This window comes from Roseivirga misakiensis, from assembly GCF_001747105.1.
Taxonomy (GTDB): domain Bacteria; phylum Bacteroidota; class Bacteroidia; order Cytophagales; family Cyclobacteriaceae; genus Roseivirga; species Roseivirga misakiensis.
The window spans coordinates 2,290,942-2,314,522 of the sequence record NZ_MDGQ01000005.1 but is presented as its reverse complement, the minus strand read 5'-3'; the positions used below and the strand labels follow the sequence as shown (position 1 = coordinate 2,314,522).

The following is a 23,581-nucleotide window of genomic DNA, read 5'->3' as shown; positions in this document are numbered from 1 at the left end:
GTCGTGGCCTTTTTTTATGTCTTTAATCCAATAAAGCCCTGATACGGCGCTTTAAATCAGGAGTAGCCTCTAATAAAGGAAGGCGAACTTGGCCACCACAAACACCTCTTGATCGTAGTACTTCTTTCACGCCTACAGGGTTACTTTCTTCGTACATCAAAGGGTTTATAGCTTTAAAACGCTCGGTGATAGCAAAGGATTCTTCCAAGTTACCGGCAAGGGCTTCTCGAGCGATTTTTGAAAATTCTACAGGAAAACCGTTTGCTAAAACAGAGATAATACCAATTCCACCCATTTGCATGAGTTCAGGAGTCATTAAATCTTCTCCAGAAGTAAGGAAAAAATTTGCCGACATACCTTCAATAATTTTCTTACACTGGTCTGCATCTGCTGAAGCTTCTTTTATACCGATAATATTTGGGTGCTGAGACAGCGTAATAGTTGTTTCTGCGGTCATATTGGACCTCGTCCGACCAGGAACGTTATATAGGATAATCGGAATTGGACTTCTATCCGCGAGATATTCAAAATGAGCTACAATACCAGCCTGACTAGGTTTATTATAATAAGGACTAACGGATAAGAGTGCGTCAACTCCTTCTAAATCGGCATTAGCGATTTTTTCTGCAACCCCCAACGTATTATTACCACCTATTCCATAGACAATCGGTAGCTTTTTGGCATTATTCGTTTTGACAAAATTGAGTATTTCAGCCTTTTCCGAATTTGAAATAGTCGCAGATTCACCAGTAGTACCCATAACTACGTAGTAATCTACACCTTGAGCTGTATAGTCTAATAAGGATTTTAGTCCTTCGAAGTCAACTGACCCATCACTATTAAATGGTGTAACCAGCGCAACGCCTGTTCCTGAAAATGGATTCATTATTTTATGGCCTTAATGTACTTTAGAATTTGTGCAGTAAAATTAGACAAGCTATTGCTTTTATCAATGCCGATCATCAACTCATAGTAAGCAGAATTGTCAGGTGAATGATGTCCGACGCGACACTTCGCATTGGTTTGGATTAAAATGCTCCTCAGAATATCGTCTAATTCATAATCTAAGTGAAATAAAAAATCGAGTGGTGTATTACCGAACTGAAGTGCAGCTTCAGAATTGAGCTTCCCAAGTGCCGATAAATCACTAAGACTCACGAAAGGATGTTTGGTTTGGATTGGTTCTTTGGTTGGGTTATAGCACAATACATCTACAGACTTATTCTCGTCAATAAGTGACTGAATAAAGTTTTCAATTTCGGTTTCCTTTTCTGGCCCTTTCCAAGTGTAAATTATTCCTACTTTATCCGCCTGGTCAAAAGGAATAATAGGGCCAAGATTCTTTTTATCTCTCTTTCCTGTCTTATTGAAAAGGTTCAGTAATTTTTTGGAAAAGATTGACATTAACTTTCAAGTAGATTTAAAAACTCAGTTTCAGAAATAATTTTGACGTCCAGTTTAGTAGCTTTTTCCAGTTTCGCTGGTCCCATTTTATCACCAGCAACCAAAAAATCTAGTTTAGCGCTGATTGAAGAAACCACTTTACCACCATTGGCTTTAATTTTATCCTTTAGCTCATCTCTAGAAAACTGATTGAAAACTCCACTTATAACGAAGGTTTTGTCAGAAAGGCTGCTGCCTTCGGAAATTATTTCAGTTTCAATAAGTTCAAACTGTACTTTTGCCGACTTCAGTTGATTCACGAGTAACTGGTTTTTTTCTTCTGCAAAAAACTCAATGACGCTTTGGGCGATTCTATCTCCAATTTCAGGTACGTTGATCAAAGATTCTAGGTCAGCATCAGCTAATGCATCAATGTTTTTATAATGTGTCGCCAGTTTTTCAGCTACTGTTTGTCCGACATACCGAATTCCCAAGGCAAAAAGTACTTTCTCAAAAGGAATACTTCTTGAAGCATCGATCGCTTTGATGATGTTCGTGGCTGATTTTTCTCTTAGGCTTCTCAGGCTGTATTCACCCTTTTTTTCTGAGAAAGTTTTGAATTCTAGACCATTCAAGTCTTCAAATGTCAAATTGTAAAGGTCTGCATAGTTTTGAATAAGGCCTTTGTCCAATAAACCACGTATGGTTTCTGTACCAAGGCTATCTATATTCATGGCTTTCCTCTGAATAAAATGCTCTATTCTCCCCTGTATCTGTGGCGGACAGCTTTCAACGTTTGGGCAGTAGTGATTTGCTTCTCCTTCAATTCTAACCAGCTCAGTTTGGCACTCTGGGCAATGGGTAATGTACTCTACAGGTACACTAAAAAGGTCTCTTTGCGAGAAATCAACGCTTGTAATTTTTGGAATGATTTCTCCACCTTTTTCAACATTGACTGTATCTCCGATGCGTATTTCCAAACGCTCAATTTCATTTGCATTGTGAAGTGAGGCCCGTTTTACGGTGGTTCCGGCTAACAAAACAGGCTTTAGGTTTGCTACTGGTGTGACTGACCCTGTTCTACCTACTTGATAAGAAATGCTCTCTAGTGTAGTGGAGGCACTTTCTGCCTTATACTTATAAGATATGGCCCATCTTGGACTTTTTGCCGTGAAACCTAATGCTTCTTGTTGTTTTAGGTTATTCACTTTTATAACTACACCATCTGTTTCAGAAGGGAGGTCATGTCTTTTCTCTTCCCAATCGGAAATGTAATCCAATACCTCTTGAATGTTCTGACAACGCCTGTAGGTCGGCGAAACATTAAAGCCCCATTCCTCAATTTGAGCAATGGAAGATTCGTGAGAATCGTAACTTAAGTTCTCGCCTAATAAGTAATATAGGTAGCAATCAAGCTTACGACTAGCCACAATCGATGAGTCTTGCATTTTCAAAGTGCCTGATGCAGCATTTCTTGGATTTGCGAGCCTTTCTTCTCCTATATCTTCACGTTCTTGATTGACGCGATTAAATTCGTTTTTTGGAAAAAAAGCTTCCCCACGAACTTCAAACGCGGCTGGGATATTATCCTTCTGAAGTCTTAGTGGAATGGTACGAATTGTTTTAGCATTGGCCGTAATATCATCGCCCTGAACGCCATCGCCTCGGGTTACAGCTCTTTTTAAAAGTCCATTTTCATAGGTGAGGCTTAACGCTACGCCATCGAATTTTAGCTCGCAGAAATACTCGTAATCATCAGTTTCTAGTCCCTTTGCTACTCTTTTGTCCCAATCGATGAGTTCTTCTTTAGAGTAAGTGTTACCCAAAGAGAGCATTCTATATTTATGCGTTACACTATCAAAAGACTTGGTAATGGTACCGCCAACACGTTGGGTAGGGGAGTCTTCCTTTTTGTGCTCAGGGAACTCTATTTCTAATTCGATCAACCTGTTCAATAGTTGATCGAAATCATAATCACTAATTTCAGATCTGCTTTCCTGATAATAAAGGTGGTTATGGTAATTGATTTTCTCTGAAAGTGATTCTATTTCTTGAAGAGCGTCCTGACTAGTCATTTTAATTCAGTTTATCTAAAGAAGATTGTAAGTCATTTTTTGTGTTGTGAAGTTTGTCTTTACAAGCTGCAATTAATTGTGTAGCCTCCTTCACCATTTTGGTTAGCTCATCAATGTCTAGATTTTCTGATTCGATTAACGCTACAATCTCATCAATTCGAGCCAGCGCTTCTTTATAGTTAATTGACTTTTTACTCATTATCTATTGCTGTTACCTTACTCTTTATGTTTTTATCCACTGTGCGTGTTTCCAACTCGTCACCAACTTTCACCGCCTGATTTCTTAGCACCTTGCCATCCTTGAGTGTTAGAGAATAACCACGTTTTAGAACAAATTCGGGATCATTCAATTCGACTTGCTTCTGTAGGTTAGTTAGTCTGGTAAGATTATTTTCAAAAAAACGATCTATAGTATATTTCAAGCTAGTTGATTTATCTTTCAAAAAGTGCTCATTATTAGTCAAAATTTGAATAGCTCGAGAATCTATTCTATGTGCGATTTCTTGAAGGTTTTGTTGTTCTAAATTCAATCTTTCTTCAAAGACTTTTTCGATCCGATAAGCAAATTCCAGTAGCTGATCATGAAACCGACTCATACCAGAAATTAAAAACTCAGCTACTGCTGTGGGTGTTTTTAGTGAGGTATGTGCTACAAAGTCTAGCACGGTTGTGTCTCTCTCATGCCCAATGCCTGAAAGAACTGGCAAAGGAAATAATGCAATGGCTTTTGCTAAATCAAATGAGTCAAAACTATCCAAATCTGTCTTAGCACCTCCACCTCTTATAATGACGACCACATCGAAGTCTTTGTCTGACTCAAATATCTCTTTTAATGCCCGACGAATCGACAAAACGGATTCATTCCCTTGCATTGTAGCGTGAAAAAGAGTGGTATCGAAATCATAACCCTTGGTATTCTCCTTGATCTGGTTCATGAAGTCACCAAATCCAGCGGCAGTTTCTGAGCTAATGATGGCAACAGTTTGAGGAACGATCGGGAGGATTTGATTCTTATTTTTGTCGATCAAGCCTGCTTCTTTCAGTTTGTTAAGCGTTTCTTCTCTTAATCGCGACCTTTCGCCAATGGTATAGTTTGGATCAATGTTATTCACTGTCACACTCATACCATATACTTCATGGAAGTTTACGCTCACATTGAGTAAAACTTTCAAACCACTTTTTAATTCTGTACTCGTCGCATTAATGAACTGTTCGCTTATTGTTCTGTAAGTGTATGACCAGATGTTGGCCCTAAGCTTAGCTTGAATGAAGTTTCCCTCTTTTTCTACCAACTCTAAATAGCAGTGTCCTTTTTGATTCAGTCTTAATTCACTGATCTCCGCAATCACCCAATAACTCGGCGCTAAGTTGGTTTCTAGGGTCTGCTTAATGAGGTTGGTGAGTTCAAAAAGGCTCATTTGTGACATAGTGCAAATTACGCCAAAGCCACATGGGTGCAAATAAAAAAACCTGCAGATTATGCAGGTTTTTCAAAATTATTAAGCGCTTCTTATAGACCTGTTTTGCCCTCTGGGCCTTTTCGACCATCTCTGTTTCGGCTAGCTCTTTCAAAAAGGTCTCTTCTGAAGTCAGAATCAAACCTTATCACTCTCCAGACTTGTTTGAGTGAGAGTACCTTTTTAAACCTACCCAAGTATTCTTTTTCAAGATTAAGTTCGGCTTGTTTTTGCTCTAAATAGATTTCGAGCATTTTATCAGCATTTTCGTCGGACACATTTCTAGTGCCATCTTGAAATAATGCCCTTTTTTGACTACCGTATTTTCTCCCAAGTTCATGTTTTTTACTATCATACTCGGTAAAAAGTGGCCAAAACACTTTAGCGGTTTCAGTATCTAATTCTAGGCGATTGGTGAGATAAGCAATCCTTGCGGCTTGTAACTTTTCTCTATCCATTTGTGGTCCACGCTCGCGATTTCCACCTTGCGCAAAACTGACACTGCTGATCATTAATATGACTATGCTCAAATATATGACTCTCATATGCTTAGTAATCAAAGTATTCAAAATCGTATTCTAATTCTGGATTCTCATCTAACGCGCTCGCGAAAGAACTAGTTTCCGTAGTATAGATATCGTCTAAGATGCTATCAATTTCTTCAATATTGATAAGTAAATCTGCATCCAAGGCATTTTCCTCTTCAAGGAAAGATATAATTGTTTGACTTGAAATATCGTTCCAGTCACTCGTAGTATCCTTTTCAGTATTCAAGTAAACCGTTAGGAAAAGCGCTATACAAGCAGCAACAGCTGTGAATTGCACCCAACTTCTTTGGTAAAGAGGGACAACTTTCTGCTCAACAATACCCACATTCTCAATGATTTTTTCTGACAAATCAGCAAAATAACCATCAGGTACAGTGAGTGGGTTCTTCTTCAAATGTAAGTTGTACTTCAAATCACCGCTTTCAGCTTCAGCCGCATTCATGATATTATCAGTGAGCGACTGAAAGTAATCATCTTTAATTTTAAACGGCAACTGCTTGAGTTTACCGTTGTTTAAAGGTGAATTATGGTGATCTTTATTTTTCATTTTATCTTTGATACTCAAAGTGTTAAAGGGTTTAATCTTTACCTAAATACTCTTCAATTTTCTTTACTGCTAAATGGTAGCTTGCCTTTAATGCACCAACGCTCGTTCCTGTAATTTCTGCAATATCATCATACTTTAGATCATCGAAGTATCGCATATTGAAAACAAGTCGTTGTTTCTCTGGCAGGCTCAGCAGCGCTTTTTGCAATTTCAATTGTATTTCGTCACCATCTATGTTTACCCCATGGCTTAAGTGATTCTCCAATTCATGGTAAACATCATCCATAGAAACTGACTGTTTGCGCTGCATCTTTTTTAGATGATTTAGCGCTTCATTGGTTGCTATTCTATAAATCCAGGTAAACAATTGAGACGCTTCCCTAAAGGAATCGAGATTCTTGTAAACTTTAATGAAAGTTTCCTGTACTACATCATCTGCATCGTCATGCGTAATGACGATCTTACGTATGTGCCAATAGATACGCTCCTGATATTCTTCTACCAGTCGTCTAAAGGCTAAATCCTTATTAGCAGATACCTTAAAGGCATGTAGTATTTCCTTGTCTTCCAACGGATTTATTTGTTTTCACAGGGTTAGATGCCCTTTAAGTCAAATAGTTTAACCAATGATTAGTTAAATATAGCCATTCGCTCAATAGTTGTCGTTTCAAGCGTTATTATAGCATTGATTTACAACTTATTACTAATTTAGCGAGACCGAAACTTACCAAGCGCATGGGTATTGAGGAAGATATAAAACAGGGTAAGAAATTTGAGAATGTTTATGAGAAACTCGTGGTGAATATCATGTATACCCACGGCTGGATCGTTGACGAACAGACTAAAATTTTTAAACCCTTTGGAATTACCGCACCACAGTATAATGTTCTTCGAATTCTAAGAGGGCAGTATCCCGATGCATGCACTGTGAACATGATTATTGATAGAATGCTGGATCGTATGTCTAATGCGTCTAGAATTGTAGATCGATTGGAAAATAAGGGCTTAGTGAAGAGAACTGTCTGTAAGACCGATCGTAGAGCCAAGGATGTTCTGATCACTGAAAAAGGACTTGCTATTCTAGATGAAGTGGATGGTTCATTAAAAGGTTGGATGAAAAACCTTTCTAACCTTTCCCCAGAACAAGCAGAGGCATTAAGTAACAACCTTGACAGTCTACGCAAGGCACAATAGGCGGAGTTAAGCGATCATTTGATCAGGATCTCCAAAAACTAATTCAAGGCTTTTCATTATCTTCCGTTTCAACCCTGAAACGCGCTATGAAAAACAATGCTATAAAGCTCTCTCTTTATATTAATTATTTTGTATTCGCTATTCTCCTGAATAGTGTTGGAATCGTAATTCTTAAAGCCCAGAATGAATGGGGTGTAGATGAAGTTGAGGCAAGTATTCTTGAGGCTTTCAAAGACCTACCAATTGCCATTGTTTCTTTTTTGATTGCCTCATTCTTACCAAGGATCGGTTATAAGAAGGGAATGCTCGTTGCTTTGGCCTTGGTATTTTTTGCTTGTATAGACATGTATTTGGATAATTCATTTTTCATGTCAAAAATCTTGTTTGCTACCGTAGGGGTGAGCTTTGCTATCATTAAAGTCTCAGTATACTCGGTGATTGGTTTAGTAACGCAAACGCCAAAAGAACACGGAAGCCTTATGAGTAATATCGAGGGTGTGTTTATGTTCGGTATAGCTTTGGCCTACTTTCTATTTCCTGCTTTCAATACAGAAGGAAATCCAGATGCGTGGCTCAATGTCTATTGGTTGCTTGCTGGACTTACGTTGCTCTCCTTCCTGTTTCTGTTGATGGCAAAGTTTGATGAAGGTGATGAAATTCCAGGCGCCAACCTTGGCGAAGATTTTACTCAAATGTTCAGGCTTATTGCAAAGGTTTTGGTGATTGTCTTCGTTGTTTCCGCCTTTTTGTTTGTCATGATTGAACAGGGAATTATGACTTGGTTGCCAACCTTTAATGAAAGGGTTTTGGAACTACCTGAAAATGTTGCCATTATGATGTCGAGTATACTAGCCATCAGCTTGGGGATAGGTAGGATATTAGCCGGACAGTTAGCTAAAAGGTTTTCATGGATTTGGGTGCTCACCTTTTGCATTTTCGGTGCCATGGCCATTGTTTTATTCGTTTTACCAAAAGCGGTCAATGCAGAAATTGGTTTGGTTGAAACACTTGCCGATGTTCCTGCCATCGGTTATGCTTTTCCACTTGTCGGACTCTTTATAGCACCAATTTATCCATTACTGAACTCGGTTGTCTTAAGCGCCTTACCAAAGAAGTTACATAGTCCTATGTCTGGTCTGATAATCATTTTTTCGGCACTAGGAGGGACCTTGGGGTCAAGGCTTATTGGTATTCTTTTCAAAGAATTAGGTGCCGATCAAGCGTTTACATATACGCTTATACCTATGGCTCTGTTGTTAGTGGCGCTGTTCTTCTTAAAGAGGTTAACCGCCAAGGAAATGGTTGAAAAAGCTTAGCTATTACTGATCAACAAACTTTGAAAGTTCTAGCGGGAATTAGATTTCTTTAATTAGATCGATTATTCCTGCATTCTTACCCTTTGGTCTTACCACCATCATAGGGATATCGCTATTGTATTGGATTAATTGCTCAGCTCTACTTCCAATAAATAGTGCAGCTGTAGACGTTCTTCCTTTTACGCCAATAAAAATTGCCCCTGGATTATTTTTTTGAGCAAAATCGATAATATCGGTTACTGGGTTATCATTTGTATCGAGGGAGTAAACTACTTCCAAATCAATACCATCATGATCAATCTCTGACATGAACTTTTGATAATCTTTCATAGCGTTCTCACGCATGACCTCAGCAAATTCTTCGTAGGTCTTACCAGAGTAGTGATATCCGCCCGGTACGGTAAACACGTTTTGGCAGATGATTTTTACGTTTTTGTACTTTCTAGCCACTCTAATCGCTTCTTCCATTGCAATTTTAGAATGAGGAGAGAAGTCACATGGTACGTGCAAAAGCGTTGTGTTCGGCGTGGCACCTTCTGGAATTATGAAAAGCGAACAAGCGGCTCTTCTTGCCAATCGATTAGATAAAACACCACCACCAATAAAGTTTTTGTGGCGCCCCATAATGATCAAATCGATATCCCTTTTTTCAACAAACTTTAAAATGGCTTTGGAAGGTGCACCTTCTTGAATATGTACTTCGCTAATTTTAACCAGGTCAGCACTTAACACATTTTTAGCAAGAGTCTCTATTTTACTTTTTCTTTCAGCGATAGATTTCTCTTTTATTTCTGGAAATTCCTTAAGCACAGCATCGGGAATTTTCATTTCACTAATGCTATTAAAGAAATGTATCTCTTTGGTTTCGTTGGTTGTGGCTATAATTTCCAAAAACTCCAATAGCGTTCTATCCGCATCGGAGGTATCCATCAAAACCATTATTCTTTCTCTTGCTGGCATAGTATTAAAATTTCATTGCAAAATTAACACTTCTTAGGATAGTGAAAATAAGCATTGTATTGAAATTAAAGATTGCTGGATCATTAACCTTATATGATATCATTAATTACATCAACCAGTAATTCCATTTGTTCTTTTGAGTGAGTTGGGAAAGAAGCTATTCTTATCTGTTTTCCTTTATATTCACCATACCCGTTGCCTAATACAAAACCCTTCTTTGAAAGCTTGTTTAATATTTCATTTGAATCTCCAACCGTGTTGGCCACAGTAACTGTCTTCGATCTTACGCTTCTGTCGCTCACGAAATGTTCGAGATTTGGATGGGAATCTACCATGTGATTGAGCAAAGCAGCTTTGTAAGAAGTTTCCCTTCTGATCACATCAATACCTTTTTCCAGCATATCTGCGCTTACTTTAGACAGTAAATAGATACCTAGAACATTGGCCGTAAAGGTTGTTTGGGCCTTCTGAGCGTTCTTGAACAGATTCGGTAAAGCTTGATAGGTGCCTATAGTGCGACCGGACTTTAATTTAGCCTCAGCAGCAGCCATCGCTTTCGGGCTTACCACCCACACACCAAGACCAGCGGGTAATCCAAAGCACTTTTGCACCGAAAAGTATGCACTGTCTATTTTGGAAAAATCAAGGTCGATAGACGGGAATGCTGAAACACCATCCACGGCAATTAACTTTTCTGGATGCTGTGCTCTGATTTTATATATATCCTCAACGGGAAAAGAAACCCCTGTACTGGTCTCGTTTAGCGTTACGCCGATCAGTTCGGTATCATTTGGAATAAGGTCGGGGCTAGTATTGGGCAGCTCACCAAAATTGGCAGATTCTTGTTTTGCGCTGAACCCGTTCGTAACTGCGAAATTGAAAAACCGATTTGAAAATGCTCCAAAAGTGTAATGAAATGAGTTTTCAACTACTAAATTTTGTAATTGTCTTTCCCAAATCTCTGTCGCTGAACTCAAGAAAAATATTGAGTAATCTTCAGGAATACTCATTAGGGATTTAAGGTTATCCACGGCCGTTCTGAAGTAATCTTCGGCTTGAGAACTTCTGTGGTTTATCTCCATCACTTGATCTCTCATGGCCTGTTTCAAGTGTTCTTCGACGGTAAAATATAATGCTGACGGCCCAGGGGTAAAGAAAATCTTCTTAGGCATTGGATTGACTCTTTTTTAAGATTTCTACATGTTGGTAATAATGCTTTCTAACAAATAGAAAGAAGAATACTAATGGGAATAACAATATAAAGCCGCAAATCAGGAACATTGTAGAAATGCCATAGAATTCTGCCACATAACCCAGTACAATTGAACCCGACCCAATTCCGAGATCAACAGCAGAAAAGAAAGTTGCATTGGCTGCCCCTCTTCGTTCTAAAGGCACCATGTTAAGTGCCATGGTTTGTACTGTTGGCATGATGATTCCATTTCCTATGCCAACTAGAACACCCACCATCATAAAAGGCCAAAAACTATCGATATAAGAAAGCCAGATCAACCCAGCTACGGTTACCAGTAAGCCTATAGTGACCAGAAGTGACGGTCCATGCTTATCCATGATTTTACCAACACATAACCTTGCAATGGCAACGCCTATGGCCATAAATATAAAGAACAGTGCCCCTTGTTTTAAGCCCAATTCGTCGCTATAAATTCGAATAAAAGAAATAATGGCTGCGTATGGAAATGCGCCAGTCATCATGACGATTGCTATCCTGTTGACGCGCTTATCGAACATTTTACCGACACTGATTTTGGTTTCTCCGGTCTTGATTTTCGGTACTTTGATCATCAATGCCAAAATCAAGGAAGCGATCGATACGATAAAGGCTATGGTAAAAAGGTTAGAAAAGTTGTTTTGTCCCATAATCTGATCACCACCATATGGTGCCAGGGCAATAGCTAAAGTCATGGCTAGGCCAAAATAACCTATACCTTCACCTCTTCTGTTTTCAGGAATAAGGTCGGCGGCAATGGTACTTCCACCTGTAGTAATAGTTCCCCAAGCGAATCCGTGTAGACCTCTGATTAATAGTAGAATAAAGAAGGTGGATGAAAAGTGATAAAGGCCCATCAAAACCGTAAATATGGCAAGAGCCCATAAATAAACAGATCTTCGCCCGAAAGCATCGAGGGCATAACCACAAAACGGCCTGATGATCAGGGCTGACAGCGCGTAAACTCCTATGATGTATCCGACTTGATTGTTATTGGCGCCTAGCGCGTTTACAGCATAAACAGGTAGGGTAGGGAGTAGAAAATAGAAGGCCGTGGCCATCAAAAAATAGGAGATGAAATGTAAGGTAAAGTCTCCCGTGAAAATTTTGTTAGTGCGAAGGCCCAATGCGACTTGTAGTTCTACTTTAAAGCTTGCAAGCTAAGAAATTCTAGCTCAAATTTCGATTTGCTTGTTTTGAAGTTAGACGGTGGTTGGAAGAAATATGTAACAGTATTCGAGTAGAAAAGTATTTTTCTGAAACTAAAGAGGTGTTATGTTTGTATATATAACCTGTACGGACAAAGACTTCCCATTTAAGCTTAGACCAGTTTTTGAACTTTACAATTATAACTAAAATGCCGGGTGAATCCCGCCCAAAACAAGGCCTCACCCCGATTCGTCGGGGCCTCGTTCTTCGGAAAAGGATAACAGTGGACTGTTGCGAGCATAAGGATAGCCCAAATCTTGTCTATTAAATGAGGTTCAATCAACCTCTGGGCTTTTATGGGTTAATATAGAAATGCCTCCACTCCGAAGTATCGGATGTTGGAGGCATTTTCTTTAGCAATTGAATTGGTCTTTATTCCCCTGATTCGTAGAGGATATCTCCAGCCACTATGGTCATCGCTACTTTGGTGTCTAGAATTTCCATTTCAGGAATTGTCATGATGTTTTTATCGAAAACGGTAAAGTCTGCTGCCTTCCCTACTTCTATAGATCCTTTGAAGTCCTCATCAAATTCTCCGAAAGCCGCGTCAATCGTAAATGATCTTAAAGCTTCGTCTCTTGACATGGATTGATCTGGTTCGAAACCTCCTTCTGGCATACCTTTTAATGTTTTTCGAGCAACCGAAGCGAAGAATGATGGGAGTGGATCGACTGGTTCAACAGGTGCATCCGTACCATTGATGATTTTTGCCCCAGATTGTAATAGTTTTTGCCAAACGTAAGCACCTTCTTCTATTCTTTCTATCCCCAATCTGTCAATAGCCCAAGGTCTATCCGAACTCATATGAACGGCTTGCATGGCAGCTATAATCCCCATTTCACCGAAACGAGTTATGTCGTTTCCGTTTAAATGCTGTGCGTGCTCAATTCTAAACCTTACATCCTTAGAGTTGATGTTTGGATACTTTTTGAATGACGCTTCGTACCGATCTAGAATCTCTCTATTCGCTCGATCTCCAATCGCATGCGAACAGACTTGAAATCCATGAGCAAGTGCCTTTTCTGATACCTCGTTTACCGTTTCCATAGGTAGCGTTTCATGCCCGAAGTGATCGGGCCTATCTGTATATTCTTCTAATAGCCATGCGCCTCTTGGTCCCAAGGCACCATCACAATTAAGTTTAATAGAGCGTACTGTTACCATATGATCTGGATCGATCATTGGGCCTTTTTCGTACCACTCTTCAAGTAATTCAGGCTGTCGGCCAGTTAGCATCACATACATGCGGACTTTTAGTTTATCCGCCTCCTTAAATCTTACAAGTCTATCGATGAATGCTTGACCCGATCCTGCATCGTGAAAACTGGTGATTCCTTTCTCCAATAACTCTTGAATTGCCATTTCAAGTGCTCTTTCAGCTCTTTCTTCTGTTTCTTGAGGAACAAGTTTACCAACCAAGCTCGATGCTCTTTCTGTAAAAACACCAGTTGGGTTTCCTAATTTGTCTTTTATTATTTCTCCACCTTCAACTTCTCCAGAAAGGCTCTCTATGCTTAGTCTATTCACTCCTGCGAGTTCCATCGCTTTTGCATTGGCAAAGGAAGCGTGCCCACTGGCATGTCTCAAGTAAACAGGGTTGTCCGGACTGACGGCACTCATTTTATCGTGCGTTTGGAAACCTTTTTCCATCACCTCTGGCTTCTCGATCCACTTATCTTGATGCCAACCTCTACCAGTAATCCACTGGCCAGGTTCAGCTTTTTCTACCGCTTCAGCTACTTTTTCTACTAATTCGTCATATGTTTTAACATACATCAGGTCCAGCTCCAGCTTATTGTACCCAATACCCATCAAATGTGCATGAGATTCTATAAACCCTGGGGTCATGGTTTTTCCTGAAAGGTCTACAGTTTTAGTGTTCTTACCAGCCAGTTTAGAAATCTCTTCGGTTGTACCGATTGCCGTAATCATTCCGTCTTTTACGGCTACTGCTTGAGTTGTAGAATTATCTTGATCGGCTGTATAGACCATACCATTTATGAAAATAGTATCTGGTCCTTCCTTAGGCGAACAGGCCTGAAGGAAAATCAAAACTGCCAATGCCGAAACGGCAAACAGTCTTTTAAAAAAGTTATTCATAGTTGTAGTTTAGATTAGGCCAGAAACTACTTTATTTTCGGGAATACTGCAATGTGAAGAGGCTTGACTGGCCTATAAATTTGCAAAACGGTGCAATTATATTTACCGATTGATTTCAACTTAAAATGCTTAATAAAGCACTCTGAACTTGATCGTGTGTTCTGTTTTCTTCAAGGCTTTCGTTAAATCCTTATCGTATTGTTTGTCTATATCGGTGATTACATAACCGATAGATTCGTTCGTCTTCAAGTATTGCCCCACAATATTAGCCTCATGCGCCGCTAAGACGTTATTTATGTTGGCTAAAACACCAGGCTTATTAGCATGGATATGAATTAGACGATGTGCGTTTTTTAGTGGTGGAAGTGTTAGGTTCGGGAAGTTTACACTGAGAGTGGTGTTTCCAGTATTAATGTAATCCATCATTTTTCCAGGCACAAAGTCCCCTATATTCTCTTGCGCTTCTTGCGTACTACCGCCAATATGTGGTGTAAGTATGGTATTTGGTAGGCCTTTTAGATTTGATTCGAAAAGATCGTCATTACTCTTGGGTTCCTCGGGGAAAACATCAATCCCAGCACCTCTAATTTTACCACTTTCCAAGGCTGATTTTAAGGCATCTATTTCTACCACCGGTCCTCTGGCTAAGTTTAAGAAGACCGCTCCTTGTTTCATTTGTTCAAAGTGCTCTGCTCTGAAAATGTTTTTGTTCTCCGGCCTGCCATCAACGTGAAGTGAAACCACATCTGCAATACGGAGTAATTCTTCTAGGGAATCACATTTGACAGCGTTACCCAATGCAAGCCTTTCCTCCATGTCATAATAGTGAACCTGCATCCCTAAGTTTTCAGCAAGTACCGATAATTGGGCGCCTATGTTTCCATAACCAACTATACCGAGTTTCTTGCCGCGTATTTCAAAGCTATTAGTGGCAGTCTTGGACCATTTACCGACATGCATGTCAGCACTTTTGTCTGGAATACCCCGCATGAGCATAATAATCTCAGCTATCGCCAATTCAACAACCGAACGTGTGTTACTATAAGGAGCGTTGAATACAGCCACTCCTTTTTCTAGTGCTGCTTCTAAATCAATTTGATTGGTACCGATACAAAACGCACCGATTGCCATTAATTTATCGGCGTGTTCCAATACTTTGGCCGTCACTTGTGTTTTAGATCGAATACCAAGAACGTGAATGCCCTTTATTTTTTCGCAAAGCTCATCTTCATCTAAGCCAGCAGGATAGTTCTCGACATCAAACCCATCTTCTTTTAATTTGGTAAAAGCTTTTGGGTGAACGTTTTCAAGCAGTAACATCTTGATTCTGTTCTTAGGATAGGATAGGGCTCCACTCATATTCTTATGGAATAAAATTTCATCAAAACTAGGGGCAATGTGATCGGCATGCACAGAGACACTCTCCCTTTGGATATTTTCGGTATAGGCGTAAAAATTATCTGCTGCTCCTGCTTTTCTCACTTCATAGTCAGTATAGCCATCGCCGATCATGTTCACATTTCCAACAAGAGCAAGTTGTTCGATTTGTTTGACTTTTCCACCGTTGGCCGATAAGATATTGTCTCTGTTGAAGTCAACAATGTTACCTTCTCCATCGAAAACAAAATCGTTAGCAAAAACATGTTCTGGCTTGATGCCAAATTTCGTCACAACAGGTACAATAAACTCTTTAAAGCCATTTGATACGATGTATGTATTGGCGGCATTTTCAGTTAAAAAGTGCCTATTTCGACTTATTGATTTTGAGACGAGCTGAGATAGGCGATCGACTAATTCACCTAAATGACTTTGGTGTGCATCTAATATATTAATTCTGGCTTCCAGTGACTCGCGTAACGACATTTTACCTGCCATGCCCTTTTCTGTCACTTCTTCTATCAGCTGAAGTCTTTCTTTCTTTTCAGGATGGTTTGCTAAAGAGATTTCGCCTAAAATATCTAAGGCCTCTACCTTGGTGAAGGTGCTGTCAAAATCAATTACAAAGTGTTGGTGTATCGAGTCTGTTGTACTCATTAATTTTCTGCACTAAAGGCAGCTCTACATTGGTTCCCAAAAATAGCGGCTATCCCTGCGGCAAGTCCTCCAACAATTCCTGTCACTAGCATGAGCAGATAAGGGTTTCCACCAAGGTAGAGTAGAACGGATATCTTTTTAGCCAGAATAAAGTTGTTGGCGCTACTTAATAGCCACGCGTTAATAAACCAAAATAAGGTTATTGCTAAGAATGGGACAAAGAATGTGGTTGCTTTTCGTAAGCGAACGATTGCACCAGATAAAAATCCCGCTAACATCACAGAATACCATGGTAAAAAGTTAGCTAGCAGAAATGCGAAGGCTAAGGTCAGAATGAAGTTGTAAGCTTTCAATTTCATTGCTTTGGATTTAAGTTGTGAGTGAAAACTATTTCTTCATTTTGATTTTCATTTTGCATAAACAGGAGCTTCAAGTATTCTCCAGCTGCCCATTTGTCTACAAAATCATCATAATGTTTGCTTCCAGGGTTTCCTGACTGTCCACCAGGGTAAATTCCTAGTCCAAATGGTGTGTCAGCCATTTCAACGATCATCCGCCAGGATGGACCATGATTTCGTCTCGTTGCATTTACAATTCCACTATTTCCACCGATCGGCAGGTTAAATCTAGACAGTGCAGGTAGGGCTTGAAGTATATGGCCCACATAGGTAGACTTATAGCTACCCCAGTTATAGTCGTCGTTATTTTTCTTCCAGTTTGAAATGTCTTCAGCAGCTTGTTTAAAGGCTTTTAAGAAAAGGTCAGGAGCTGTTTCTACTTCACTAGTTTCTTGTATATCCATAAATGGATCGTTGGGGTGGTTTTTTAAGAGGTATATCGTTTGGTAAGTAAACGGATACGGCATTGGTTTTGGGTCATCGTTTAGTTCATCCCAAACCAAATTCCTAACTCTTATCCACCAGCGTTCCCAGATTGTCGCACCCTTTTGATCTATATCATTCATATAGTCCCAGTCTTTCACCTCACTAAAAAGTTCTTCTTCTTGAGGATTCAGTTGACTAATGTCCATGTTGGCAATCATGTGAGGTAAGAGTTCAGCCGCTTTTAGATTATAATTGTTGTTATGTAAATCCTTAAAGTCTTGAAAATCGAACTTCTCTTTTGATCTAAAAAAGTCGTTAATTACCCTATTTCTGTAAGCCTCGTAGCCATCGTTAAAGACGTAATATGGATAGGTAGAGTCAGTTGGATGTTGATTAGCAGAACTAACGAAACCTCGTGCTGGGTTTTTGACATGAGCATTGTGCTCTTGTGGAATAAAACCTCTCCAGTCGTGATCGATGTTACTCCCGTCGAGTAAAAATTTACCTTGGCCTTCCCATTTGTTTGGGAGCCTACCCTGTACCCACAAAGCTATATCGCCTTCGCGCGAAGCGAAAACAAAGTTTTGTGCGGGTGCCACAAAGTGTTTCAACGCTTCCTCATATTCTTCATAGTTCTTGGCTTTATTTAGCTCTAGTAGTGTTAATTGATTGTTTCCGCCTAGGTGACCTGCCCACTTCATTGCGAATCCATTCTGACCTTCCTCACCTTTAAAACTAGCATCATATGTCACAGGGCCATGATGCGTATAAACTACAGTGTCGTAAAATGTTTCACCATCTCGTAATTTGATTTCTTCAATCTTTTTATTGGTCCTTGCCCAAGCATTATTATACCAATACTCATCTTGAGAGTCATCTTTAAAAGTAATCTTGTACCAGTCTTTCACATCTCTTGTGGCATTTGTGACTCCCCAAGAAATATCATTGTTGAAACCAATGACAATGCCCGCTGCACCAGGTAATGTCACACCAAAAGTATTTTTTTCTGGAGTTGCCAATTGCATGGCATACCAGATCGATGGGAGATTGAGCTGTAAGTGTGGATCATTCGCAAGAATTGGGTTTCCAGTTGAGGATTTCTCTGGACCGACTGCCCAGTTATTACTTCCATTGTCTGGGTTTGGTTTAGGCAATAAATCTGTAAGAAGACTACTTGGTGTGTTAGCTTCAGGTACCTCTGGAACTTCGACTTCACCGAAATCTGACCAATCTCGACTTGTAGGGATTACTGGATCGTTGAAGTCAAAAAAATCTGGAAAGATAAAGTCGAATCGTTCCTGGCCATATTTTTTTAAAAAATTGGTGTATTCAAAATCTGAATCACCACCGGCCAGCATATCAGTCATGTACATTAATAGTAGAGCAGTTTTTTTCAACGTCCATGGTTCAGGTTGGTAGTCGAGTAATTTATATTCTAGTGGATATTCCTCGGGAGATAAAGAACTGATGTAGCTGTTGACACCATCGCGATAAGCTTCAAGATTTTTTATTAACTCTGGATAATCACTCATTGCTTTAATGGCATTTTCTGCACCGAAAACCATTCCTTTTCTTCTTTGTCCTCGATCATACTCCAATGCTGCGCTTCCTACTACTTCAGAGAGTCTTCCACCGGAGGCATGGGTTTGAAATTCCATTTGCCAAAGTCGGTGTTGAGCTGTTATATAGCCTTGTGCACGATAAAGATCTCGATCGTTCTGTGCAAATACATGTGGGATAAGGTTTTCATCATAATGAACATTTACTGGTGCACTCAGTCCCTTTAGTTCAAAAGTTTTGCCAGATTCATTATCACTGCCTTCATTTTGCCAGATTCCAGTACTAGGGGAGAGAAATTTACCTAATGGAGGGATTGAACCAAACTTTGTATTCAGCGCATAGAATATTCCTATGGTAAAAATGAGAGACACAAACAGTTTCACAAGCTTCATAACATGCTTTCGAGGTTGGAAAAGTGAATATAATAAATTTGACTCCTAATCGAGGTTATTGGGTCATGCTCGATTTTACTTTTACATTTGTTCTACTCGAATTATGAAAAAGCTATCACCAGAAATTCTAGAGAAATTAAAAGGAATAAAAGCCGTTGTTTTTGATGTTGACGGAGTGTTGACCGATGGGAAGATCACATATGATAATAAAGGAATGGAGTTTAAGAGCTTCAACGTAAAAGATGGTCAAATCATAAAACACCTCCGGAAGAACAATATTTTGACAGGGGTCATCACAGGAAGAGATTCTAGAGTGGTGAGAAATAGGTGCGAAGAATTGAAAATTGATTTCCACCATCATGGTATTGAGGACAAATTCAATGTTTTCTTCAAAGAAATGTCAAGGAGAAATATTGCGGCTGATCAAGTGGCATACATTGGTGATGATATTAATGACTTACCTGTTTTAAGGATAGTTGGTTTAAGTGCTACCCCGGCGGATGGGCACTATAAAGTAAAAGAGGAAGTGGATTTAGTGCTTAGTTCAGAAGGGGGTAAAGGGGCGGTAAGAGAATTAGCTGATTTAATCCTAGAAGCGACTGGGACATACGATTTAATTTTGAAAAAACAATAATGGATAAATTCAAAGAAAGCTTTAATATAGCTGATGATATTGTGATGGGAAATGGGAATATGGTGTTGTTCTCAGGACCATGTGCAGTTGAAAGTTATGATGTGTGTGCAAAAGTGGCAGAAACACTGAAAGAAACTTGTCAACGACTTAACATTCAATATGTATTTAAAGCATCATTTGATAAAGCTAACCGAACTTCTGTTAATTCTTTTAGAGGGGTAGGGTTAGATGAAGGGCTAAGCGTATTAGACAAGATTAAACGCGAATTTGACCTTCCGATAGTCACCGACATTCACGAGCCAAATCAAGCTAATCCTGTGAGTGACGTGGCGCAAGCATTGCAAATTCCGGCTTATTTATGTAGACAAACTGACCTATTAGTGGCAGCAGGGGAAACGGGAAAAACGGTTAAAATCAAACGAGGCCAGTTTATGGCACCTGAGGATATGCAGTATGCTGTAAACAAGGTGAAATCAACTGGAAATAACAAGGTTTGCTTGACTGAAAGAGGTGTCTCCTTCGGGTATCACAACTTGGTGGTTGATATGCGTGCCTTGCCAACAATGAGACAATTTGCACCTGTGGTTTTTGATGTGACGCATAGCGTTCAGCAACCTGGTGGAGCTGGAGGTAGTTCTGGCGGACAAAAAGAATTTGCACCATATCTAGCAAGAGCAGCTGGGGCTGCTGGAGTGGATGGATTCTTTATAGAGACTCATCCAGACCCATCAAAAGCACTCAGTGACGGTCCAAATATGGTGCCTCTTCATAAAATGAACGAATTCTTGGTAATGTCTAAAGCAGCGTTTGATCTAGGACAAAATGCCAAAATAGATTTAAATGACTAAAGACAAGACACTAATTAAAAAAGCCATATTTCTCCTTTTCGTTTGTGGGATAGTATCAAGTTGCATTCCCAATGAGAAAGTAGTTTACCTTCAAAACAAAAGTGGAGCGGAAAGGCTGGAAAATGAACAGCTAATAGCCCTTTCAAGAGTTGATTATAAGCTTCAGCCGAATGATATCCTGCTAATTAATTTCTACAGTAAAGAGGAAGAGGAAGTAGAGGCGTTCTATCCAATTTTTGCCAGGCCAAATAGGGTTGTACAAGTGAATAATAATAATCAAAGGAACGGTGGGAATTTTAATGACCCATATTTGACCGGATATAATATTGATAAAGATGGGAATATTGAGATCAATGCTTTAGGTCGTGTAAAAGCTGCGGGATTAACCACGTCAGAATTAAAATATGAAATTGAAAGACAGATCAAAGAAAAGGCCGGTGTAAATGATATTTTGGTTGGGGTTAAATTAAGTGGTATTCCTTATACAATTTACGGTGAGGTTAGAAATATAGGTCAACAGACTTTGAGACAATATGAAGCTAATTTGTTTCAAGCCATTGCATCTGCTGGTGACCTTACCATTAACGCTGACAGGGCTCATGTTACAATTTTAAGGCAATACCCTGATGGCATCAGAATTCATGAAGTTGATGTCACAGATCGTGCATTTTTAGAAACAGAACAATTCTTTTTACAACCTGACGACATTATTTATGTACCTCCATTGAAAATCAGAGAACTAGGAACTGGACAGACGGCCCTACAGACTTTTGCAACTATCGTTAGTGTGATTTCTGGCACAGCCGTGGTAATAGGAGTTTTAACAAGAGATTAATGGCTAACGAATTCGATTTTTTTGAGAATACCAGCGGAGGGGGACAATCGTCAATGACAATTGATCCTCGGTTGGTTATAATCAAAATAATTAGACAATGGCCAATTTTTGTTTTAAGCATAGTTTTGGGTTTACTTTCTGTATTTATTTTTCATAGATATGCTATTGAAAAATACCAAGTAAGAGGGACTATGGTGATTCCCGAAAATAACCCTAATATCTCAAGTGGATTCTTCGGAGACCTTTTGCCTTCTTTCAATAGCGTTAACTTCATGAATGAACTTGAGGTTCTTCGTAGCGATGCAATCACAGAAGGAGCGTTAAAAAAGTTGAATTTTGAGATAGAATACTACAGCAAGGGTAGAATAAAGACTATTGAAGAATATAAATCTTTGCCCTTTGAAATAGACCCTAGCGAGGGTATTAATCAAGTCACAAACACTGAATTTAGAATTAGCTTCTTAGAAGATAATCAATTTAGGTTGACTAAATCCAGTGACGAAAATCATGAAGAGTCAACAATTTATCCCCAGAATAGCCAAGTTTCTGGTGATGGTTATGATTTTGTTGTTTTTTTCAATAAATCAGTAGATCTAAATGGGCGTGAATTCTACTTTGTTTTTAGAGATTTCGACTATCTGGTTAATCAGTGGAAGAGCCGCCTTAAAGTAGATTATTTAGAAGCTTACACAACTATTGCAGAAGTTAAATTGGTATACTCTAATTCTAAAAAAGCTGCTGACTTTTTGAATTCGTCAATGGAAGTCTATGTGGATCGCGAATTAATCAGGAAAAACTTAAAAGCGGATCGTACAATCAGTTTTATTGACAAGGAAATAGAGGTGTTAAAAGACACTCTTGCAATCTATGAGAGCCAGTTAGATAAAGTCAGAGTTGAAAATAAAATTGTTGGTTCTGGTTTTAATGAAATAGCTAATCGAATAATAAACCAAATTTCTTCGCTGGAAACTCTCAAAGGGGAGGCTCTAGCAGGAATTCGATTACTTAATGAAAATCTTAAAGTGCTAGATGATAGTAGTAAAGTAAACCAAGGGGTTATTCCCTTGACTATTGACGGTGCTGAAATTGTGGGTAAGTATATAGATAGGTATCAAGATTTAATAAGTCAGAGAAGAGAGAAGTCCAAAAATTTGGCAGATTTTAATAAATCAATTAAGCGTATTGATGGAGAAATTGAATCACTCATAGATTTAATTAGGAATACATCAACACTTAAAATTTCTGAATTCAACGAAACAATAGAAGACATAGATACTAAACTGGCAGACCTAAATAGACAGTTGGCTAAATACCCCACTAGGCAAAGGCAATTCAGTGATATAGAGCGTATTTACAGTTTGTACTATGGGATGTTTGAATTTTTTAGCCAGAAAAGAGCTGAAGCTGGAATTGCTAAAGCTCGAAATGAATCTACTGCTCAGGTCATAGACAAGGCTCAGGATAACAAAAAACCAATCTCTCCCAATAAACCCTTTAACTATGTCATTGGGGGTGTTTTAGGTTTCATACTACCACTGCTATTTGTAACACTAAAAGAACTTTTGAAAGATAAAGTTGAGTTTAGAAAACAAATAGAACAAATGACGAATATTCCAATCATAGGAATGATTGGTCACAATAAACACCATGGTAACCTAGCCATCTTAGAACACCCCAAGTCTATTATGGCAGAGTCTTTTAGAGCAATACGATCGAATATGGAATACTTTGGTAGGGAAAGAAAAATACAGACCATTTTAGTCACCTCAAATGCTTCGGGTGAAGGGAAAAGCTTTTGTTCGGTGAATTATGCCTCAATGTTGGCTGTCTCTGGTAAAAAAACCGTATTGATTGGTTTAGACTTAAGGAAACCAAAGCTTTTTGGAGATTTTGAATTAAGCAATGACTTTGGGGTCTCCAATTATCTAGCGGGGTTTGTGGAAAGGGATAAAATCATTCAAAAAACTCCTTATGAGAATTTGGATTTAATTTCAGCAGGCCCAGTTCCACCTAATCCTGCTGAGTTATTAATTTCCGATGAACTAAGAAAGTTGATATTAAATCTAAAAGAAACTTATGATTACGTTGTAATAGATACACCTCCTGTTGGTATTGTAGCGGACACTTTTAGTCTTACCACACTTTCTGATTTGAACATTTTTGTCATTCGACAAAACTATACGGCCAAACAGGTCTTTCCGTTTCTAAACGATATCACAAAAAAAGGAATCATTAGTAACTCTGCACTTCTATTAAATGATTTCAAAGTGAATGCGGGTTATGGCTATGGTTATGGCTACGGCTACGGTTATGGCTACGGCTACGGTTATGGCTATGGCTATGGATCGGGTTATTATGAGGCTGATGAAAAAAATGAAAAACCAAACAAACTGAAGCAGTTTTTTAAAAAGTAGTACCCTTCAAAAGATCAAAA

Annotated in this window: 21 protein-coding genes; 6 read left to right on the top strand and 15 right to left on the bottom strand. The window is 39.0% G+C overall.

Going from position 1 to position 23,581, the window contains the following annotated elements:
- Positions 1–22: 22 nt before the first annotated feature.
- The 8 genes from dapA to BFP71_RS17745 all read right to left on the bottom strand — a co-directional run bounded on the left by dapA (position 23) and on the right by BFP71_RS17745 (position 6,581).
- Positions 23–886, bottom strand: coding sequence for a 4-hydroxy-tetrahydrodipicolinate synthase (gene dapA, locus BFP71_RS17780; RefSeq protein WP_069836757.1), 864 nt, complete (start codon positions 884–886; stop codon positions 23–25).
- Entirely contained in the window at positions 886–1,404 is a 519-nt protein-coding gene (locus tag BFP71_RS17775; RefSeq protein WP_069836756.1) for a DUF6913 domain-containing protein, read from the bottom strand. The genes dapA and BFP71_RS17775 overlap by 1 nt, the downstream gene beginning before the upstream one ends.
- Positions 1,404–3,458 carry an NAD-dependent DNA ligase LigA gene (ligA, locus tag BFP71_RS17770; protein ID WP_069836755.1) on the bottom strand — a complete coding sequence of 685 codons (2,055 nt, stop codon included), beginning with the start codon at positions 3,456–3,458 and terminating at the stop codon, positions 1,404–1,406. Before ligA ends, BFP71_RS17775 begins: the two co-directional genes overlap by 1 nt.
- A 1-nt stretch (position 3,459) precedes the next feature.
- Positions 3,460–3,657 carry an exodeoxyribonuclease VII small subunit gene (xseB, locus tag BFP71_RS17765; protein ID WP_069836754.1) on the bottom strand — a complete coding sequence of 66 codons (198 nt, stop codon included), beginning with the start codon at positions 3,655–3,657 and terminating at the stop codon, positions 3,460–3,462.
- A complete protein-coding gene (gene xseA / locus BFP71_RS17760) occupies positions 3,650–4,876 on the bottom strand; it encodes an exodeoxyribonuclease VII large subunit (protein ID WP_176723383.1) in 1,227 nt (408 codons plus the stop codon). Before xseA ends, xseB begins: the two co-directional genes overlap by 8 nt.
- A gap of 92 nt (positions 4,877–4,968) precedes the next feature.
- The gene (locus BFP71_RS17755) at positions 4,969–5,460 is read right to left on the bottom strand and encodes a hypothetical protein (RefSeq protein ID WP_141719799.1); all 492 of its coding nucleotides are present in this window, start codon (positions 5,458–5,460) and stop codon (positions 4,969–4,971) included.
- 4 nt (positions 5,461–5,464) lie between these two features.
- Positions 5,465–6,010 (bottom strand): hypothetical protein, encoded by a 546-nt coding sequence (locus BFP71_RS17750; protein ID WP_069836751.1) that lies wholly within the window; start codon positions 6,008–6,010, stop codon positions 5,465–5,467.
- 31 nt (positions 6,011–6,041) lie between these two features.
- Positions 6,042–6,581: an RNA polymerase sigma factor gene (locus BFP71_RS17745; protein ID WP_069836750.1), complete on the bottom strand. Its 540-nt coding sequence runs from the start codon at positions 6,579–6,581 to the stop codon at positions 6,042–6,044.
- 164 nt (positions 6,582–6,745) lie between these two features.
- On the opposite strand from BFP71_RS17745, the gene BFP71_RS17740 reads away from it, so the two are divergent.
- Positions 6,746–7,204 (top strand): MarR family winged helix-turn-helix transcriptional regulator, encoded by a 459-nt coding sequence (locus tag BFP71_RS17740; RefSeq protein WP_069836749.1) that lies wholly within the window; start codon positions 6,746–6,748, stop codon positions 7,202–7,204.
- Between the two features lie 86 nt (positions 7,205–7,290).
- On the top strand, positions 7,291–8,520 hold the full coding sequence (locus BFP71_RS17735; RefSeq protein WP_069836748.1) for an MFS transporter: 1,230 nt from the start codon (positions 7,291–7,293) through the stop codon (positions 8,518–8,520).
- 39 nt (positions 8,521–8,559) lie between these two features.
- Here BFP71_RS17735 and BFP71_RS17730 read toward each other — a convergent pair whose 3' ends face one another.
- The 7 genes from BFP71_RS17730 to BFP71_RS17700 all read right to left on the bottom strand — a co-directional run bounded on the left by BFP71_RS17730 (position 8,560) and on the right by BFP71_RS17700 (position 18,830).
- Positions 8,560–9,480, bottom strand: coding sequence for a universal stress protein (locus tag BFP71_RS17730; RefSeq protein WP_069836747.1), 921 nt, complete (start codon positions 9,478–9,480; stop codon positions 8,560–8,562).
- A gap of 89 nt (positions 9,481–9,569) precedes the next feature.
- The gene (locus tag BFP71_RS17725; RefSeq protein WP_069836746.1) at positions 9,570–10,652 is read right to left on the bottom strand and encodes an aminotransferase class V-fold PLP-dependent enzyme; all 1,083 of its coding nucleotides are present in this window, start codon (positions 10,650–10,652) and stop codon (positions 9,570–9,572) included.
- The gene (locus tag BFP71_RS17720) at positions 10,645–11,838 is read right to left on the bottom strand and encodes an MFS transporter (RefSeq protein WP_069836745.1); all 1,194 of its coding nucleotides are present in this window, start codon (positions 11,836–11,838) and stop codon (positions 10,645–10,647) included. Before BFP71_RS17720 ends, BFP71_RS17725 begins: the two co-directional genes overlap by 8 nt.
- 454 nt (positions 11,839–12,292) lie before the next feature.
- Complete coding sequence (locus tag BFP71_RS17715; protein WP_069836744.1) at positions 12,293–14,020, bottom strand: amidohydrolase; 1,728 nt, start codon at positions 14,018–14,020, stop codon at positions 12,293–12,295.
- A 129-nt stretch (positions 14,021–14,149) separates the two neighbouring features.
- A complete protein-coding gene (serA, locus tag BFP71_RS17710) occupies positions 14,150–16,054 on the bottom strand; it encodes a phosphoglycerate dehydrogenase (protein ID WP_069836743.1) in 1,905 nt (634 codons plus the stop codon).
- A complete protein-coding gene (locus tag BFP71_RS17705; RefSeq protein WP_069836742.1) occupies positions 16,054–16,413 on the bottom strand; it encodes a hypothetical protein in 360 nt (119 codons plus the stop codon). Before BFP71_RS17705 ends, serA begins: the two co-directional genes overlap by 1 nt.
- On the bottom strand, positions 16,410–18,830 hold the full coding sequence (locus BFP71_RS17700) for a penicillin acylase family protein (RefSeq protein ID WP_069836741.1): 2,421 nt from the start codon (positions 18,828–18,830) through the stop codon (positions 16,410–16,412). The genes BFP71_RS17705 and BFP71_RS17700 overlap by 4 nt, the downstream gene beginning before the upstream one ends.
- 103 nt (positions 18,831–18,933) lie before the next feature.
- Between BFP71_RS17700 and BFP71_RS17695 the strand changes: the two genes are divergently transcribed.
- From BFP71_RS17695 to BFP71_RS17680, 4 genes are read left to right on the top strand one after another with little or no spacing between them, the layout of a single operon-like run.
- A complete protein-coding gene (locus BFP71_RS17695; RefSeq protein ID WP_069836740.1) occupies positions 18,934–19,464 on the top strand; it encodes a KdsC family phosphatase in 531 nt (176 codons plus the stop codon).
- On the top strand, positions 19,464–20,312 hold the full coding sequence (gene kdsA, locus BFP71_RS17690) for a 3-deoxy-8-phosphooctulonate synthase (RefSeq protein ID WP_069836739.1): 849 nt from the start codon (positions 19,464–19,466) through the stop codon (positions 20,310–20,312). Before BFP71_RS17695 ends, kdsA begins: the two co-directional genes overlap by 1 nt.
- The gene (locus tag BFP71_RS17685; protein WP_069836738.1) at positions 20,305–21,147 is read left to right on the top strand and encodes a polysaccharide biosynthesis/export family protein; all 843 of its coding nucleotides are present in this window, start codon (positions 20,305–20,307) and stop codon (positions 21,145–21,147) included. Before kdsA ends, BFP71_RS17685 begins: the two co-directional genes overlap by 8 nt.
- Positions 21,147–23,561, top strand: coding sequence for a GumC family protein (locus tag BFP71_RS17680; protein ID WP_069836737.1), 2,415 nt, complete (start codon positions 21,147–21,149; stop codon positions 23,559–23,561). Before BFP71_RS17685 ends, BFP71_RS17680 begins: the two co-directional genes overlap by 1 nt.
- Positions 23,562–23,581: the final 20 nt, after the last annotated feature.